Below are 15,233 nucleotides of genomic sequence, written 5' to 3'. Positions count from 1 at the left end.
TTTAGGACTCAAATCGTAGGGTTCAGGAACAGCCTCTGAGTGGCTCATTTGGCTTCAGGAGCCAAATGAGCCACTCAGGTAGAGCAAAACGCCTACAGCTCCTCGACGCCGAGGACGGCGAAGGCATGGGGGTCCAGGAGCTTGATGCTGCGATCGGGTCCGCGTTCCACCCACGCGTTGTCGACGGCGTGCTGGAGCAACGCTGCGGGGAGTGAGCCGCCGAGGTGCTCGCGGCGTTCGGTCCAGTCGAGGCACTCCTTGAGCAGGGGCCGCCGTCCGCCGGGGAGCTTGATCTTGAGGGAGTCCAGGACGTCGTGGCCGCGGGACGTGAGGGCGAGGCCGCTGCGGGTGTCGATCAGGCCGGCGGTGAGCATGCCGGTGCGCAGGGCGACGCCGAGGTGCCCGGCGATGTGGTCGTAGCAGGTACGGGCGAAGGCGAGCCGCTCGGCGCGTCGAGAGGCGCGCAGGCCGACGGGTCGGGGCAGAGGATCCGTGGCGAGTTCGTTGAGCTGCTCGATGAGTTCGGCGACCCGGGTGTCGGCGAGTCGCACGTAGCGGTGCCGGCCCTGGCGGACGGTCTCGACGAAGCCGGCGTCGGCCAGCCTGGTGACCTGCTCGGTGGCGGAGGGCGGGGTGACGCCGGCCATCTTGCCGAGTTCGCCGACGGTCCAGGCCCGGCCGTCGATGAGGGCCATGCACATGGCGGCGCGGGTCGGGTCGGCGAGTACGGCGGCGACTTCGGCCAACGGATGGGCGCGCATGCCGTCCAAGCTAGACAACCGGGTGTTCGGCGAAGGCCGAACTGTCACGTGTTGGGCAGGGCGAGTTGCAGTGAACCGCGGCCGTCGGCGACGCAGGCGGCCTGGCGCACGGTGAGCGTGAGGAACTGGCTCATGCAGCGGGCGAAGGCGGTGTAGCCGGCGGCGTTGGGGTGGAAGGACTCCTGGAGGGCGTGGGGGTAGCGGTTCTTGTCCTGGAAGTCGGCGAGGTTGACGGACAGGCGGGTGAACCACTCCTGCCCGCCGGTGCAGGCCTCGTGGCCGATGCCGGCGCGGGACAGGTCGAGGAAGCGGGCGCCGCCTTGCTCGGCTGCTCGGCGGATGCCGTCGTTGAGCACGGGGACGCCGCGGTCCTGGACCCAGCGCAGGTCGTCGGTGCGCAGGGGGCAGCCGCTGACGTTCTGGAGGTTGCGCAGGATGTCGGGGGCGACGGGGGCGGCGTAGGACTGGAGCGCGAGTTGGTAGGCGCTGTCCGGGTAGCCGTGTTCGATCATGACGCGGCGGACGTCGCGCAGGGCGGCGACGATCTTGGGGACCATGGCGTCGACGCGGCGCTGCCAGGTGGGGTCGATCTGTTTGCCGCAGCCGGGTTTGGCGCTGGTGAACAGGGCGTCGACGCAGTTGGTGAGCAGGGTGCCGAACTGGGGGTCGTCGTTGGCGCCGACGGCGATGACGACGGCGTCGATGCGGTAGGTGCTGGCGATGGCGGCGAGCTGGGCGGCCTGGCTGGGTTCGCCGGGGTGGGGTCCGTCGAGCCGGATGGCTTGGGCGTCGGCGCCGGAGCAGGCGAAGTTGAAGTTCTTGGTGACGCCGTCGAGTTTGATGTGCTGGACCATGGCCTGCGGCGACCGGTGACACCAGTCGTTGCGCGCACCATCAGTGTCGGGCGTGTAGGTGCCGCCGCCTTCGCCGGACATGGTGGAGTCGCCGAGGGCGACGACAGCGTGTGGGGCGTTGTCCGGTGGGGCCGGTGGCGGCACGATGCGGTGGTCGGCGGCCAGCAGGAGCAGGGCGAGCACCGGGATGACGATGAGGATGGTCGTGGCCCGGCGGAGGAAGTTCCGCATCGCCGGGTGATTCTAGGTCACGGGTTCAGAGCCAGCCTTGTCGGGCGGCTTGGACGCCGAGTTGGAAGCGGGTCTTGGCGCCGAGGGTGTCCTGGAGTCGGCTGATGCGGCGGGCGATGGTGCGTTCGCTGACGCCGAGTTCGCGGGCGATGGATTCGTCGGTGAGGCCGGCGCTGAGGTAGGTCAGGAGTCGTCTGGTCTCGGAGGTCGGTCCGTCGCTGTCGCCGGACAGTGGCACGGCCATGCGCCAGAAGGCGTCGAACACGCCGACGAGGCCTTCGAGGAAGGGGGATTGGTGGACGACGACGGCGGCGACGGTGTGTCGGCTGCCGAGTTGGACTTCGCTGCGGGCGGAGACCAGGGCCCAGCGGTCGTCGACGATGGTGACGTTGAGGGGGATGTGGGGGAAGACGCGGGCTTGTTCGCCGGCGTCGACGCAGTGCTGGATCTTGTGGAGTGATTCGGGGTCTTCGAGTACGTGGGCGCCGTAGATGACGTGGAGGTCGATGCCGCGTTCGAGGGCTTCGAAGAGGCCGTCGACGATGCGGTGTCGGGCGGTGGCCTGGTTGCCGATGGTCATGGCGCGGACGCGTTCGCCGGCGTCGCCGAAGGCGGAGTTGAGTACGGTTCTGGCGGCGTCGAAGCCGGGGAGGATTTCGAGGTAGCGGCGTTGGCCGGCGCCGGCGGACCAGAGTTCGGTGAGTTTGGTGGCGCTTTGGCGGGCGAGTTCGGCTTGGCGGGCGTGGCGTTGGGCGTAGGCCTCGAGGGCGAGTTGGGGTGGGCGTGGTCCGACTTTGTCCTCGCGGTGGTCGACGAGGGCGATGGCCGTGAGTTCGTCGAGCCAGGGTTGGAGTTCGGTTTCGGTGTGGCCGCGGCGTTGGGCGAGTTCGGTGGTGGTGGATTCGCCGTGTTCGATGAGGTCGAGGTAGATCGCCTCGGCGTCGACCGAGACTCCCAGTGCCTGTAGCGAGTCCACGAGTGCTGTTCTACCACGGTGTACACCGGCTGTGAGCTGGTCAAATGTCGTGGTCGCGGTCTGTGGTCGCGCGTTCACGGGTGATGTCGGCTGCATGGGGTGAGCGTGCTCGTGGTGAGGGGCTGGTGGTGCGTCAGGTTTCTGCCATGCCGGATTCCGTCATGGTCGGGCGCGGTCGGTGGGCTGGTGGGCGTCGCACACTGGGCCGCACGTCGCTTGCTCTCGATCGCTGGAGTGCCCTCATGAGAAGAGCCTTTGCCCTGGTCGCGCTCGGTGTCGCGCTGACCGCGGGGCTGTCGGCTTTGCCGGCCGCGCAGGCGGCCACGCCGGTCGTTGCCGGTGGTTCGGCCGATGTCCAGTCCGCTATCGATGGGATCCGGGCGTTGGTTCCGGATGTGGATGCCCGGTCTGGGTCCAGTTCGGACGCCGTGCAGGCCGTCCGTGATGCCATCAACCCGGGGAGCTACACGTGCCCGGCGTCGACTCCGTTGCAGGATTGGCTGCGTGGGACGTTGCAGGGTTTCACCGTTCAGCAACTCACCGCGGCCTTGATTCTGTTGCAGTTGGACCTGGTGACGTGGGATGCGCGGGTGAACGATGCGCAGGTGCCGACGGTGTATGGGCCGTCCGGCGAGTTCACCATTCCGGTGACGCACACGTTCCGGGATCTGGGGAAGTTCTGGGACATCGACTCGAACGGCATCAAGCTGCTGCCGATGCATGGTTCGGTGTTGGTGGACAAGGCGCGGATGACGCGGGTGTTCGAGGTGGTGTACGGGCAGTCGGCGGCGAATTCTGCGAGTCTGGCCGATTTCGTCGGGCAGTTGGTGCGGTCGGTGCCGCGGTTCAACGGCGGCGACTTCCCGTTGTTCACGTTCAACTCGTACGCGACGTCAGCCGAGGAGTTCGGTGGTCGCCGGGTTGTGATGGGTGATGGTGTGCTGGCCGGGTATGCGGCGATCGGTCTCGGTGATGTTGCGCCGCAGGCGATCCTGGCTCACGAGTTCGGTCACCAGGTGCAGTTCGCCGATGATCTGATCAGTGACGCGACGACGCCGGAGGACAGTCGTCGGGCCGAGTTGATGGCCGATGCGTTCAGCGCGTACTTCTTGTCGCATGCGCGGGGCGAGGCCATGCAGACCAAGCGGGTGAACGAGTTCCTGGGCGTGTACTACAACGTGGGTGACTGCGGGTTCTCGTCGCTGAGCCACCATGGCACGCCGGCGCAGCGTCAGCGCACCGGTGAGTGGGCGTACGGGGTGGCCGATTCGGCCCGTCCGCAGGGGCACATCCTGCCGAGTCGGACGTTCGGGGCGATGTTCGACGCCGAGCTGCCGACGTTGGTCGCGCCGGACGCGCACTGATCCCGTGAGGAAAGCGGGCCGCCGGCTGAGGTCGGCGGCCCGCTTCGCTGTCAGCTTTCCTGGTTGCTCCACCAGGTCTGGCCGGCGTCGCCGAGGGTGTAGATCGGGTCGTAGTACGGGTAGGTGCGGGTGAGCGCGTCGGCGTCGTCGTGTTCGATGCCGGTGCGGTAGTTCTTGGTCCAGTAGGAGATGCCGAGTTCGCGGTCGTACTCGGAGAGCTGGTGGACCCAGCGCTTGCCGACGTAGGGGACGTCGCAGACGATGCGTGGGGTGGCGTAGCCGGGCAGGTAGCCCATGATGGCGTGCTGGAGTTCCTGTGCTTCCCAGACGGCCAGTCGCCAGTGTTCGGCGTTGGGGATCATGTCGCACATGTAGAAGTAGTACGGCAGGATGTTGGCTTCGCCTTGCAGGGCGAAGCACAGGTCGAGCAGGTTCTCGGCGGTGTTGTTGACGCCGCGCATGAGCACGCCCTGGTTGCGGACGTCGCGGACGCCGACGTCGAGGGCGGTGCGGGCGGCTTCGGCGACCAGTGGGGTGACCGACTGGGCGTGGTTGACGTGGGTGTGGATGGCGAGGTTGACGCCGCGCCGGTGGGCGGTGCGGGCGACGCGCTCGAGTCCTTCGACGACCTTGGGCTGGATCCAGTGCTGGGGCATGCCGGCGAGTGCCTTGGTGGCGAGTCGGACGTCGCGGACGGTGGGGATGTCCAGCAGGCGCATGAGGAAGGACTCGAGCTGGGGCCAGGGCATGTTGGCCACGTCGCCGCCGGAGACGACGACGTCGCGGACGCCGGGGGTGCGCTTGAGGTAGTCGATCATGGCGTCTTGCCGGTCGACCGGTTTGAGCAGGAGTTTGTGCTTGTCGATCTGGGGGGTGGAGTTGCCGACCAGGTCCATGCGGGTGCAGTGGCCGCAGTACTGGGGGCAGGTCGAGACCATTTCGGCCAGGACCTTGGTGGGGTAGCGGTGGGTGAGGCCTTCGACGACCCACATCTCGGCTTCGTGCAGTGAGTCGCGGGAGCTGTGGGGGTGGCTGGCCCAGGTGGTGATGCGGTCGCTGGCCACGGGGAGCATGTAGCGGCGGACCGGGTCGGCGTAGAAGGCCTCGGTGAAGGCGGCCGGTTCCAGGGCCGCGTCGACGGCCATGGTGTTGAGCATCTGGGGCGGCAGCAGCATCGACATGGTGGCGAGGTTCTGCTGGTCGGCGGCCAGGTCGTCGTAGAAGCGCTCGGTGAGCAGGTCGCCGACGACGGCGCGGAGCTGCTTGAGGTTCTTGACGCAGTGCACGCGCTGCCATTGGGCGTCGCGCCACTGGGCTTCGGTGATGTCGCGCCAGCCGGGGAAGCGTCGCCAGTCGGGTTCGACCAGTTCGCGCCGGACGTACTCGTACGGCTGGGGTTCGGCGGCGGTGGCCGCCGCGGTGACCTCGGCGGCACGGGTCTCGTACAGCGCTGTCATCCCTACTCCTCGCCCTCAGGGTTCCGTAAAGATATGCTGTCGGAACGTCGGCTGAGCGTAAATCTTCCGGCGGGGCCGCGTCCAGTGACGAAGGAGTTCGGGAATGGCGGGTGACGTGACCGGGTCGCCGATCGGGTTGCACCGGGTGCTGGCGCCGGCGGGTGTGCTGCCGCAGCAGGCCGAGGTGCTGGACGCGGATCCGTCGCCGTGGCCGGATGAGGTCGTGGTCGCGGTGGAGCGGTTGAATCTCGACGCTGCGTCGTATCGGCAGTTGCGGGAGGCGCACGGCTCCGGGGCTGCCGTGCGCCAGGCCGTGCTGGAGATCGTCGGCAGGCGCGGGAAGATGCAGAATCCGGTGACGGGTTCGGGCGGGATGCTGCTGGGCACGGTTACCGCGGTGGGTCCGGATTCGCCGTTGGGTCTGAAGGTCGGCGACCGTGTCGCCACGCTCGTTTCGCTGACGTTGACCCCGTTGCGGATCACCGATGGCCTTCGGCGTTGGGATGGTCTTGGGGAGCAGGTGCCGTGTGAGGGGACGGCGGTCCTGTTCGGACGGTCGATCGCCGCGGTGTTGCCGGATGACATGCCTGATGGTTTGGCGTTGTCGGTGTTGGATGTCTGTGGCGCGCCGGCGTTGACCGACCGTGTCGTGCGGTCGAAGGCCGCGAAGTCGGTCTGTGTCCTTGGTGGCGGCGGCAAGTCGGGTTCGCTGTCGCTGGCCGCGGCTCGGGCCGCCGGTGCGACACGGCTCGTGGCGCTCGTGCCGACCGAGGCCGAGGCCGCCGCGGTGCGGGAGACGAACCTGGCCGACGAGGTCGTGGTGGCCGACGCTCGGAACCCGGTCGCGGTGGCGGAGGCCGTGGGTGAGCCGGTCGAGGTGACCGTGGTGTGTGTGGACGTGTCGGGGTGCGAGCACGGGGCGATCCTGGCCACGGCGCCGGGCGGGACTGTGATCTTCTTCTCGATGGCGACGTCGTTCTCGGCGGCCGCGCTGGGCGCCGAGGGTGTCGCGGCCGACGTGGAGATGCTGATCGGCAACGGCTACGTGCCCGGACATGCGGAATTCGCGCTGGACGTCGTGCGTCGGACACCGGGGGTGCGGTCGCTGTTCGAGGGCCGTGAACGGCAGACTGCGCAGGCGTGAGCACTGTGACTGCAACCCTGCTTGTCGGTGGCCGGATCTACTCCTCGGCCTCCCCGGACGCGACCGCGATGGCGGTGGCCGACGGGCAGGTCGTGTGGGTGGGTCAGGACACGCCCGGTATCGCGTTGTACGGGGACGCCGAGGTCGTGCATCTGGACGGGGCGTTCGTGGCGCCGGCGTTCGTGGATGCGCACGTCCATGCGACGTCGGCGGGGTTGTTGCTGACCGGGGTGGATCTGACCGGGGCTTGTTCGGTCGCTGACGTGTTGTCGGCGGTGCGTGGTGCGCCGGGCGCGGCGGTGTGGGGTCACGGTTGGGACGAGACCCGCTTTGCCGAGGGCCGTGCGCCTTCCCGGGCCGAGTTGGACGAGGCCGCGCAGGGCCGTCCGGTCTATCTGTCCCGGATCGACGTGCATTCCGCGCTGGCGTCGACCGCGTTGATCGCCCTGGCCCCCAAGGCGCGGGACTGCGATGGCTGGTCGGAGTCGGGTCCGTTGTCGCGGGAGGCGCATCACGAGGTGCGCCGCGCGGCCAAGGACGCTGTCACCCCGGCGCAGCGTCGCCAGGCTCAGGAAGCTTTCCTTCAGCTGGCGGCTTCACGCGGCGTGGCGAGCGTGCACGAATGCGCGGGCCCGGATATTTCCAGCGCCGAGGACCTGTCCGAGCTGCTCAAGCTGGGCACAGGTCCTCAGGTGGTCGGCTATTGGGGTGAGCTGAACGGCGTTGACACGGCCAAGTCGCTGGGTGCTCATGGTGCCGCCGGTGATCTGTTCGTAGACGGCGCGCTCGGCTCCCGGACCGCTGCGCTGTGCTCCCCCTACGTCGATGACCCCGGGAACTCCGGTGCGCTCTACCTGGACGCCGCCGCGATCGCCGAGCACGTCCTGGCGTGCACCGCAGCCGGTATGCAGGCCGGTTTCCACGTCATCGGTGATGCCGCGGTGGCCGAGGTGATCGCCGGGTTCGAGTTGGCGGAGAAGCAGGTCGGGGCGCCGGAGTTGGCGTCGTGTCGGCATCGGCTGGAGCACGTGGAGATGGTCACCGCCGAGCAGGCCGCGCGCCTGGCGTCATGGGGTGTCGTCGCGTCGGTGCAGCCGCAGTTCGACGCCACGTGGGGTGGCCCGGACGGCATGTATGTGCAGCGTCTCGGGGCCGAGCGTGGCACGCGGTTGAACCCGTTTTCGCAGCTCGCGGCGTCTGGGGCGCTGCTCGCGTTGGGTTCGGACGCGCCGGTGACGCCGGTCGCGCCGTGGGAGACGGTCCGGGCGGCGGTGCACCACCGCACCGACGGTTTCGGTGTGTCCCCGCGCGCGGCGTTCACGGCGCACACGCGCGGGGGTTGGCGGGCGGCTGGGGTGGATGACGGCGTGACGGGCACGTTGGTGCCGGGCGCGCCGGCGACGTACGCGGTGTGGCGTGCGGACGAGCTGGTGGTGGGGGCGTCGGACTCGCGCGTGCAGCGCTGGTCGACCGATCCCCGGTCGCGGGTGCCGGCGCTGCCGGTGCTGGAGCCGGGGGCGGCGCTGCCGGAATGCCTGCGCACGGTGTTGTGCGGTCAGGTGATCTACGAACGGGAAGGGGCGCTTGGGTGACGTTGCTGGATCTGGACCCGGAGGTCACCGGGCGGGCGCGGGCGCTGGCGGCGCGCGCGGCGGAGCCGGTGATCGAGCTGGCGCGGGCGCACACGACGGTGGCGGTGGAGCGGGCCACGCTGCGGCTGGCCGGGATCACCGGCGCGGACACCACGCATCGGGCGGGGGACGTGCCGTGGGTGAACCGGGTGGTGGACACCGTGCGGGAGCAGTGCGGGCTGGAGCACGGTGTGGTGCTGCCGGCGTTTCACGCGCTGCGCCGGCATGATCTGGGCTCGTTGACCGAGCTGGCCGAGGCCACCGCGGCCGGGCAGATCCAGTTCACGGTGCCGACCGGGAAGGACGCCACGCACGCGGCGAAGGCGGCGAAGACCGCGGTGGCCAAGGGCCTGCGCACGGTCGACCGCAACCGGGGGCAGCGCGACAAGCTGGTGGCGAAGCTGGGGGATCCGGCGCAGCGGCCGTGGATCTACCTGATCGTGGCGACCGGGGACATCGACGAGGACGTGGTGCAGGCGTGCAACGCCGCCCGCGCCGGCGCCGACATCATCGCGGTGATCCGCTCGACCGGTCAGTCCCTTCTGGACTATGTGCCGGAAGGCGCTACGCACCACGGGTTTGCCGGCACGTATGCCACGCAGGAGAACTTCCGGATCATGCGGGCGGCGTTGGACGAGGTGTCCAAGGAGGTCGGCCGGTATGTGCGGCTGACCAACTACGCGTCGGGCCTGTGCATGCCGGAGATCGCGGTGCTGGCCGGTCTCGAGCGGCTCGACATGATGTTGAACGACTCGATGTACGGGATCCTGTTCCGCGACATCAACCCGATCCGCACGTTCGTGGACCAGCGGTTCTCGCGGCAGGTGCACGCCCGTGCCGGCATCATCATCAACACCGGCGAGGACAACTACCTCACCACCGCCGACGCCGTCGAGGCCGCGCACACCGTGACGGTGTCGCAGCTGCTCAACGAGCGTTTCGCGCACGAGGCCGGGCTGCCGGACGAGCTGTTGGGCCTGGGGCACGCGTTCGAGATCAACCCGAAGGTGCCGGACTCGTTCCGTCTCGAACTCGCCCACGCCCTGCTGGCGCGGGAGCTGTTCCCGGACGCGCCGCTGAAGTGGATGCCGCCGACCAAGCACATGACCGGCGACGTGTTCAACGGCTACCTGCTGGACGGGTTCTTCAACCTGGCCGGTGTCCTCACCGGACAGTCGATCCTGCTCGTCGGCATGATGACCGAGGCCGTGGTGACGCCGTTCCTGTCCGACCGGGATCTGGCACTGGCCAACGTGAAGTACGTGCTGGGCGCGGCCGGCAACCTGGCCGAGGACTTCCGGCCGTCGCCGGACGGGTTCATCGTCAAGCGGGCCGAGCAGGTGCTGGGCGAGGCCGTGGACCTGTTGGAGCGGATCGTCGACGAGGGTCTGCTGCGGGCGATCGCCGAGGGCACGTTCGGGTTGATGAAGCGGCCGGCCGACGGTGGCAAGGGCGCGGACGGCGTGGTGGCCAAGGCCGACGGGTACGTGAACCCGGCCAGCGAGCTGTTGGAGGCGGGCCATGAGTGAGAAGCAGCCTGTGAGCGGTGAGAAGAAGCGTTATGTGCGGCCCTACGGCGACACCACCGGCGACGGCATGGTGCAGATGTCGTTCACGCTTCCCGTGCCGCACGGGCCTCGGGCGGAGGGGGCGGCGCAGCAGCTGGCCAACAAGATGGGCATGGACCCGGCGATGGTCGTGCACTCGCACGCCATCGGCGCCGACTTCACCTTCGTCGTGGTCTACGGCTCGGTGAGCCATCTCGTCGACCTCGACGAGGTGAAGGTGGTGGAGCGGGAGTATCCGCTGCTGTCGCCGTACGAGGTGAATTCGACGGTGAAGAACGAGCTGGGCCGCAAGCTTGTGGTCGTCGGGGCCTGCATCGGCACGGACGCGCACACCGTGGGCATCGACGCGATCCTGAACATCAAGGGCTTCGCCGGCGAGAAGGGCCTTGAGTACTACCGCGAGCTGCGGGTGATCAACCTCGGCGCGCAGGTCTCCGTGCCGGAGCTGGTGAAGCGGGCCCGGGCGGAGAAGGCCGACGCCGTGCTGGTGTCGCAGGTCGTGACGCAGCGGGACGCGCACATCCTCAACACCCAGGAGATGTCGGCGGCGTTTCGTGAGGCCATGGGCTCGACGCGGCCGACGCTGGTGGCCGGCGGGCCGCGGTTCGATCCGCTGATGGCCGGCGAGCTCGGTGTCGACCGGGTCTTCGGCCGCGGCACGACCCCCGGCGAGGTCGCCTCCTATCTCGTGCACACCATTTCCCAGAAAGGCGTCGCCGCGTGAGCTTGGTCGAGGGCTTCTCCGTGACCCATCGCCGTTATGTCCCGTACTCGCACGCCCACTACGGCGGCAATCTCGTCGACGGGGCGTACGGGCTGGGCATGTTCGGCGATGTGGCCACGGAGTTGTGCATTCGCACCGACGGCGACGAGGGCCTGTTCGCCGGCTACGACAACGTGAAGTTCGTGGCGCCGTTGAAGGCCGGTGACATGGTCGAGGCCACCGCCACCCTGACCCGTATCGGCACCCGCTCTCGCGGCGTGGCGTTCGAGCTGCGGGTCGTGTGCCGGGCCACCCCGGACAAAGGTGCGTCGGCGGCCGAGGTGCTGACCGAGCCGATCATCGCCACCACGGCCACCGGCACCGTCGTGGTGCCTTGATCTGACGCGGTGTCGACGAGCTCCGGGGCCGTGGGATCGGGGCCGAGCTCGTCGCCGCGGCGGCCACTGGCGCTCGCGATGCGGGTTGCCAGTGGCTGCACGTGGACTTCGAGCCCCACCTGCGGCACTTCTACCTCGACGCCTGCGGCTTCCGCACCACCGAAGCCGGCCTACTCCACCTGCTTCCCTGCATCCACCGGGAGGGGGCGCTCCGCCTAGAGGGCGTCGAGTTGGCGTTCGATGCGGGCGGCGTCGTCGTGGCGTTGCTGTGCCTGGAACAGGACCAGCGCCTCCTGCCACACGGCGCGCGCCTCGTCGCGACGGCCGAGCGCGGCATACGGGTTGCCGAGACCGTCGAGGCAGTTGGCGATCTGGCTGTTGTCGCCGAGCCCGCGGCGCAGCGCCAGGGAACGCTGGTAGTGCTCGATTGCCTGCTGGTGATCGCCGGTGCGGTGGTCGATGTAGCCCAGGCTGTCCAGCGTGCCGGCCTGCGCGTCGGGATCGTTGTGCCGCTCGTACACCTCGAGCGCGGCGCGGCAGTTGGCGCGGGCCTCGTCGTAGCGGCCCAGCTGGGCGGCGCACCAGCCGGCGTCGTTGAGCGCGTGCGCCGTCCCCGGCACGTCCTCCAGCGTCCGATACAGCTCCAACGCGCGGTTGGCGTGCTCCAGGGCATGCCGGTAATCGCCGGACAGACCCCACGCGCGGGCCAGCATCGACTCGGTGCGGGCGTGGTTGCTGGTGTCGCCGTGCTGCTCGGCCAGCGCGGCGGACTCGTTGAGATGCCGCACGGCGTCGTCGTGCCGACCGAGGTCGCCGTAGGCGAAGCCGAGGAACCGGTGGGCCAGCATGAGCGCGGTGGGATCGTCGAGATGCTCGTCGGCGGCCAGCCCGATCTGCCAGACCGCGGCCTGGTCGTGGCGCAGCCCGCGGCGGATCTGGAACGTGGTCAACGTCCACGCCACCTGCCACGCGGCCCGGTGCCAGCCGTGGTCGACGGCGGTGTGTTGGGCGGCCAGCAGGCATTGGTGCTCGGCGTCGAACCAGGCCAACGCTGCGTCGTAAGCCGGTAGCGGCAGCGGCTGGCAGTCGGGCTCGGGTGCGTCGAGCTTCTGTGGTGCGCGGTGCGGGTTGAGGATGCGGTCGGCGTCGTAGCCGGTGTGCAGGTAGAAGTCGATCACCCGCCGCACCGCCGCCGTCCGCATGTCCTCGGGCAGCTGGTCGGCGGTGGCGACGGCGTAGCGGCGAACCATGTCGTGCATCCCGTACCGACCGTGCGCCTGCCGGCCGATCAGGGACGCTTCTTCCAAGGTGCGCAAGGCTTTCGTGACCTGCGCCGGCGACAGACCGGTGAGGCTTGCCGCCGCCGGCGCGCTGATGTCGGGGCCGGGGGCCGTGCCGAGCAGCCCGAACACCGTGCGGTCCTGCTCGGACAGGTTGTCCAGGGACCAGGACAGCACGGCGGGCAGGCTGGCGGTGGGCTCCTCGTCGTCGAGCGCGTCCAGACCGAGTTCACGCAGCTCGTCGGCGAACTCGGCGAGAGGGAAGTCCGGATGTGTCTGCGCGCGGGCGGCCATGATCGCCAACGCCAGCGGATACCGCCCACACAAGCGGATCAGGTCGGCCACCGCTTCGGGCTCGGCCGCCACCCGCGCGTCGCCGAGCCGCCACGCCAGCAGCGCCTCGGCCTCGTCCTGAGCCAGCACGGCCAACGACATGTGCCTGGCACCGTGCCGGGTGATCAACGAGGACAGCGCCCGACGGCTGGTCACGATCACGGTGCAGGTGCGGCCGCCGGGCAGCAGCGGCGAGACCTGCTCGGCCGAGGCGGCGTTGTCCAGCACGATCAGCAGCCGCTTGCCGGTGATCAGACTGCGGTAGAGGGCGGTGTGCTCGGCCAGGCCGCCGGTGACCTGCGCCGGATCCACGCCGAGGGCGTCAAGAAAACCCCGCACCGCGGTCAGCGGATCCAGCGGGTCGCTGTCCGGGCCGAAACCCCGCAGATCGACGAACAGCTGCCCGTCAGGAAACCGGTCGACGTGGGTGTGGGCCCAGTGCAGCGCCAGCGTGGTCTTGCCGATGCCGCCCGCGCCGGCGATCGCGCTGATCACGATGGTCGGCGACTGCTCGGCGTCGATGGCCTGTGCCAGCACGGCCAGCTCGGCCTCGCGGCCCGTGAAGCCGGTCGGCGCGCCCGGCAGCTGCCGGGGACCCGGGGACGCAGTGGGCACCGTGGCGACGCCCAGCACCTCGGTCATCAGCTCGTCCCGGTCGGCCGGCGTCAGGTCCATCGCGTCGGCCAGCTGCCGCAGCGACGTGAGCTGCGGATTCGGCCGGTCCCCGGTCTCAAGGCCACGGATCGTGCGCACCGACACGCCCGAGCGCGCGGCCAGTTCCTCCTGGGTGAGCCGGGCCCGCTGGCGGAACCGCCGCACCACCGAGTCACTCATGTACTGCCCTCCTGTCGGACCGTGACCTATCACGTCAATCGGGCGCGAGGCAAAGCCCGGATGCAGGGAAGGACGCCTTCACTGCATTGGGGGTGGCCTAGGCTGCGGCCGTGGGGGAGATCGTGTTGGCGGCGGTGATCGTCGCGGCGACGGTGGCGGGCGTGTGGTGGGTGCCGCGAGGCGGCGCGCCGGAACGGCCGGGCGGGGGATGGGCCCGGCACCCGGGGACCTGGCTGGCCGTGGTGATCGCGCTGTTCTTCGTCAACCAGCTGCTGTTCACGGCCTTCGTGCAACAGGCCTGGCACGGCGACACCTCGTCGATCGCCCGGCTGATGCCGCCGGGCTGGTTCGACCTGGCCGACCTCGGCTGGCTGTCCGACGCGCTGCCGGCGTGGCCGTGGACCGTGCTGCACACGCAGTCGGCGATCGAGCTGCCGTTCGGGATGCTGGCCTATCTGCTGGTGTGCCGGTGGTTCGGGGCCGAGGTGTTCCGGCGGGCGCTGCATGCGCGGTGGCTGATGTCGGCGTCGTACACGGTGACGTTCTGCCTGATCGAATGGGACCTGCCGAGCCCGTACACCACGGGCGACATCGTGATCCGGCTCGTCTCCGGGATCGTGACGCCGCTGCTGCTGCCGTTGCTGTCCGAAGGCGCGACGACGCTGCCTCGCCTGGCGCCGTTCGTCGCGTCGGTCGGGGCGCTGGGCTGCATCGTGCTCGCCGTCTACGACACCGTGACCCTCTACAACCTCGGCCACACCCTGTCCTGGCTGCCTCTGATCACCGTGGCACTGGTCGTGTTGGCGATCGCGCGGGCGTGGGCGCGACGGCCGGTGCAGCACGGGCCGACCATGACCTCGGTGGCCCAGGCGCTCGGCTGGTTCCTGGTGCTGTTCCTCGTGCCGGCACTTCCCCTGCGCTACGGCTTCATCTTCGGCACCCCGTACGTGTCGGCGCTGGCCGGCGCCGTGATCGTCGCGGCGGCGGTGTGGCGGGGCTGGGATCACCGCCGGTTCGGCCGCCTCGGCCTGGCCGCGCTGGTCGGCATCATCGGCGCGGCCGCCGGCTACCTGCTGGCCCACGGCTATCCCGAAGCCCGACTGCTCGCGGCCGGCGTGGGATTCCTGGCCGCCGGCACCGGGCTGTGTGCCGCCCTTGACAGAACGGGCAACAAAACACCGGTGAATATTGACGGTTCCAGCAGTCGATAGCGACGCTGGGGCCATGGCACAACACCACCTGGCGCAACTCAACATCGGCCGGCTGAGATATCCTTTCGGTTCCGGCGAGGCCGACGAATTCATCGCCGCACTCGACCCGATCAACGCGCTCGTCGACCAGGCGCCGGGATTCGTGTGGCGGCTGACCGGCGTGGGCGGCAAGGACTCCGCCGCCATCGACCCGGCTGACGACGTGGTCGTCAACCTCACCGTGTGGGAGTCACGGGAGGCGATGTGGGAATTCACCTACCGTGCGGAACACCGCGAATTCCTGCACCGCCGACGGGAATGGTTCCTACCCCAAACCGAGGCGTCCACCGTGCTGTGGTGGATTCCGGCCGGCCACATCCCCACTTCACTCGAAGGTCGCGACCGCCTTTACCGACTCCGTGAATCGGGGCCGACCCCGGCCGCGTTCACGTTCGGCCAGACCTACGAACCGGTCGAAACGCAACTCGCCGCCCCGTGAGTTGTGCCTG

Annotated in this window: 13 protein-coding genes; 8 read left to right on the top strand and 5 right to left on the bottom strand. The window is 69.5% G+C overall.

The genetic code is table 11. The features are described 5' to 3' along the window. Positions 1–92 precede the first annotated feature (92 nt). From M3Q35_RS11110 to M3Q35_RS11100, 3 genes are read right to left on the bottom strand one after another with little or no spacing between them, the layout of a single operon-like run. Entirely contained in the window at positions 93–761 is a 669-nt protein-coding gene (locus M3Q35_RS11110) for an ArsR/SmtB family transcription factor (protein ID WP_273941594.1), read from the bottom strand. A 44-nt stretch (positions 762–805) separates the two neighbouring features. Beyond that, on the bottom strand, positions 806–1,846 hold the full coding sequence (locus M3Q35_RS11105) for a GDSL-type esterase/lipase family protein (RefSeq protein WP_273941593.1): 1,041 nt from the start codon (positions 1,844–1,846) through the stop codon (positions 806–808). A 25-nt stretch (positions 1,847–1,871) separates the two neighbouring features. Beyond that, positions 1,872–2,822 (bottom strand): helix-turn-helix transcriptional regulator, encoded by a 951-nt coding sequence (locus M3Q35_RS11100; RefSeq protein WP_273941592.1) that lies wholly within the window; start codon positions 2,820–2,822, stop codon positions 1,872–1,874. Between the two features lie 242 nt (positions 2,823–3,064). Between M3Q35_RS11100 and M3Q35_RS11095 the strand changes: the two genes are divergently transcribed. Further along, complete coding sequence (locus M3Q35_RS11095) at positions 3,065–4,186, top strand: M48 family metalloprotease (RefSeq protein WP_273941591.1); 1,122 nt, start codon at positions 3,065–3,067, stop codon at positions 4,184–4,186. 50 nt (positions 4,187–4,236) lie between these two features. On the opposite strand, the gene M3Q35_RS11090 is transcribed toward M3Q35_RS11095, so the two are convergent. Then, complete coding sequence (locus M3Q35_RS11090) at positions 4,237–5,643, bottom strand: KamA family radical SAM protein (RefSeq protein WP_273941590.1); 1,407 nt, start codon at positions 5,641–5,643, stop codon at positions 4,237–4,239. Positions 5,644–5,746: 103 nt separating this feature from the next. Here M3Q35_RS11090 and kdd point away from each other — a divergent pair, with 103 nt between their 5' ends. From kdd to kal, 5 genes are read left to right on the top strand one after another with little or no spacing between them, the layout of a single operon-like run. Beyond that, positions 5,747–6,787 (top strand): L-erythro-3,5-diaminohexanoate dehydrogenase, encoded by a 1,041-nt coding sequence (gene kdd, locus M3Q35_RS11085; RefSeq protein WP_273941589.1) that lies wholly within the window; start codon positions 5,747–5,749, stop codon positions 6,785–6,787. Positions 6,788–6,792: 5 nt separating this feature from the next. Beyond that, complete coding sequence (locus tag M3Q35_RS11080; RefSeq protein WP_379794112.1) at positions 6,793–8,379, top strand: amidohydrolase; 1,587 nt, start codon at positions 6,793–6,795, stop codon at positions 8,377–8,379. Next, complete coding sequence (gene kamD, locus M3Q35_RS11075) at positions 8,376–9,947, top strand: lysine 5,6-aminomutase subunit alpha (protein ID WP_273941587.1); 1,572 nt, start codon at positions 8,376–8,378, stop codon at positions 9,945–9,947. The genes M3Q35_RS11080 and kamD overlap by 4 nt, the downstream gene beginning before the upstream one ends. Then, positions 9,940–10,710 (top strand): lysine 5,6-aminomutase subunit beta, encoded by a 771-nt coding sequence (kamE, locus tag M3Q35_RS11070; RefSeq protein WP_273941586.1) that lies wholly within the window; start codon positions 9,940–9,942, stop codon positions 10,708–10,710. The genes kamD and kamE overlap by 8 nt, the downstream gene beginning before the upstream one ends. Continuing rightward, complete coding sequence (gene kal / locus M3Q35_RS11065; protein WP_273941585.1) at positions 10,707–11,087, top strand: 3-aminobutyryl-CoA ammonia lyase; 381 nt, start codon at positions 10,707–10,709, stop codon at positions 11,085–11,087. Before kamE ends, kal begins: the two co-directional genes overlap by 4 nt. Before the next feature lie 215 nt (positions 11,088–11,302). Here the strand turns inward: kal and M3Q35_RS11055 are convergent, their stop codons facing one another. Then, on the bottom strand, positions 11,303–13,534 hold the full coding sequence (locus M3Q35_RS11055) for an ATP-binding protein (protein ID WP_273941584.1): 2,232 nt from the start codon (positions 13,532–13,534) through the stop codon (positions 11,303–11,305). A 110-nt stretch (positions 13,535–13,644) separates the two neighbouring features. On the opposite strand from M3Q35_RS11055, the gene M3Q35_RS11050 reads away from it, so the two are divergent. Together M3Q35_RS11050 and M3Q35_RS11045 are read left to right on the top strand one after the other, a co-directional pair. Then, positions 13,645–14,745, top strand: a complete 1,101-nt coding sequence (locus M3Q35_RS11050; RefSeq protein WP_273941583.1) for a hypothetical protein — start codon at positions 13,645–13,647, stop codon at positions 14,743–14,745. Between the two features lie 13 nt (positions 14,746–14,758). After that, entirely contained in the window at positions 14,759–15,223 is a 465-nt protein-coding gene (locus M3Q35_RS11045) for a DUF3291 domain-containing protein (protein ID WP_273941582.1), read from the top strand. The last annotated feature ends 10 nt before the right edge of the window (positions 15,224–15,233 follow it).

Source organism: Kutzneria chonburiensis (genome assembly GCF_028622115.1).
GTDB lineage: Bacteria > Actinomycetota > Actinomycetes > Mycobacteriales > Pseudonocardiaceae > Kutzneria > Kutzneria chonburiensis.
The sequence above is the reverse complement of the archived record's forward strand: the minus strand, read 5'-3'. Positions and strand labels throughout refer to the sequence as shown.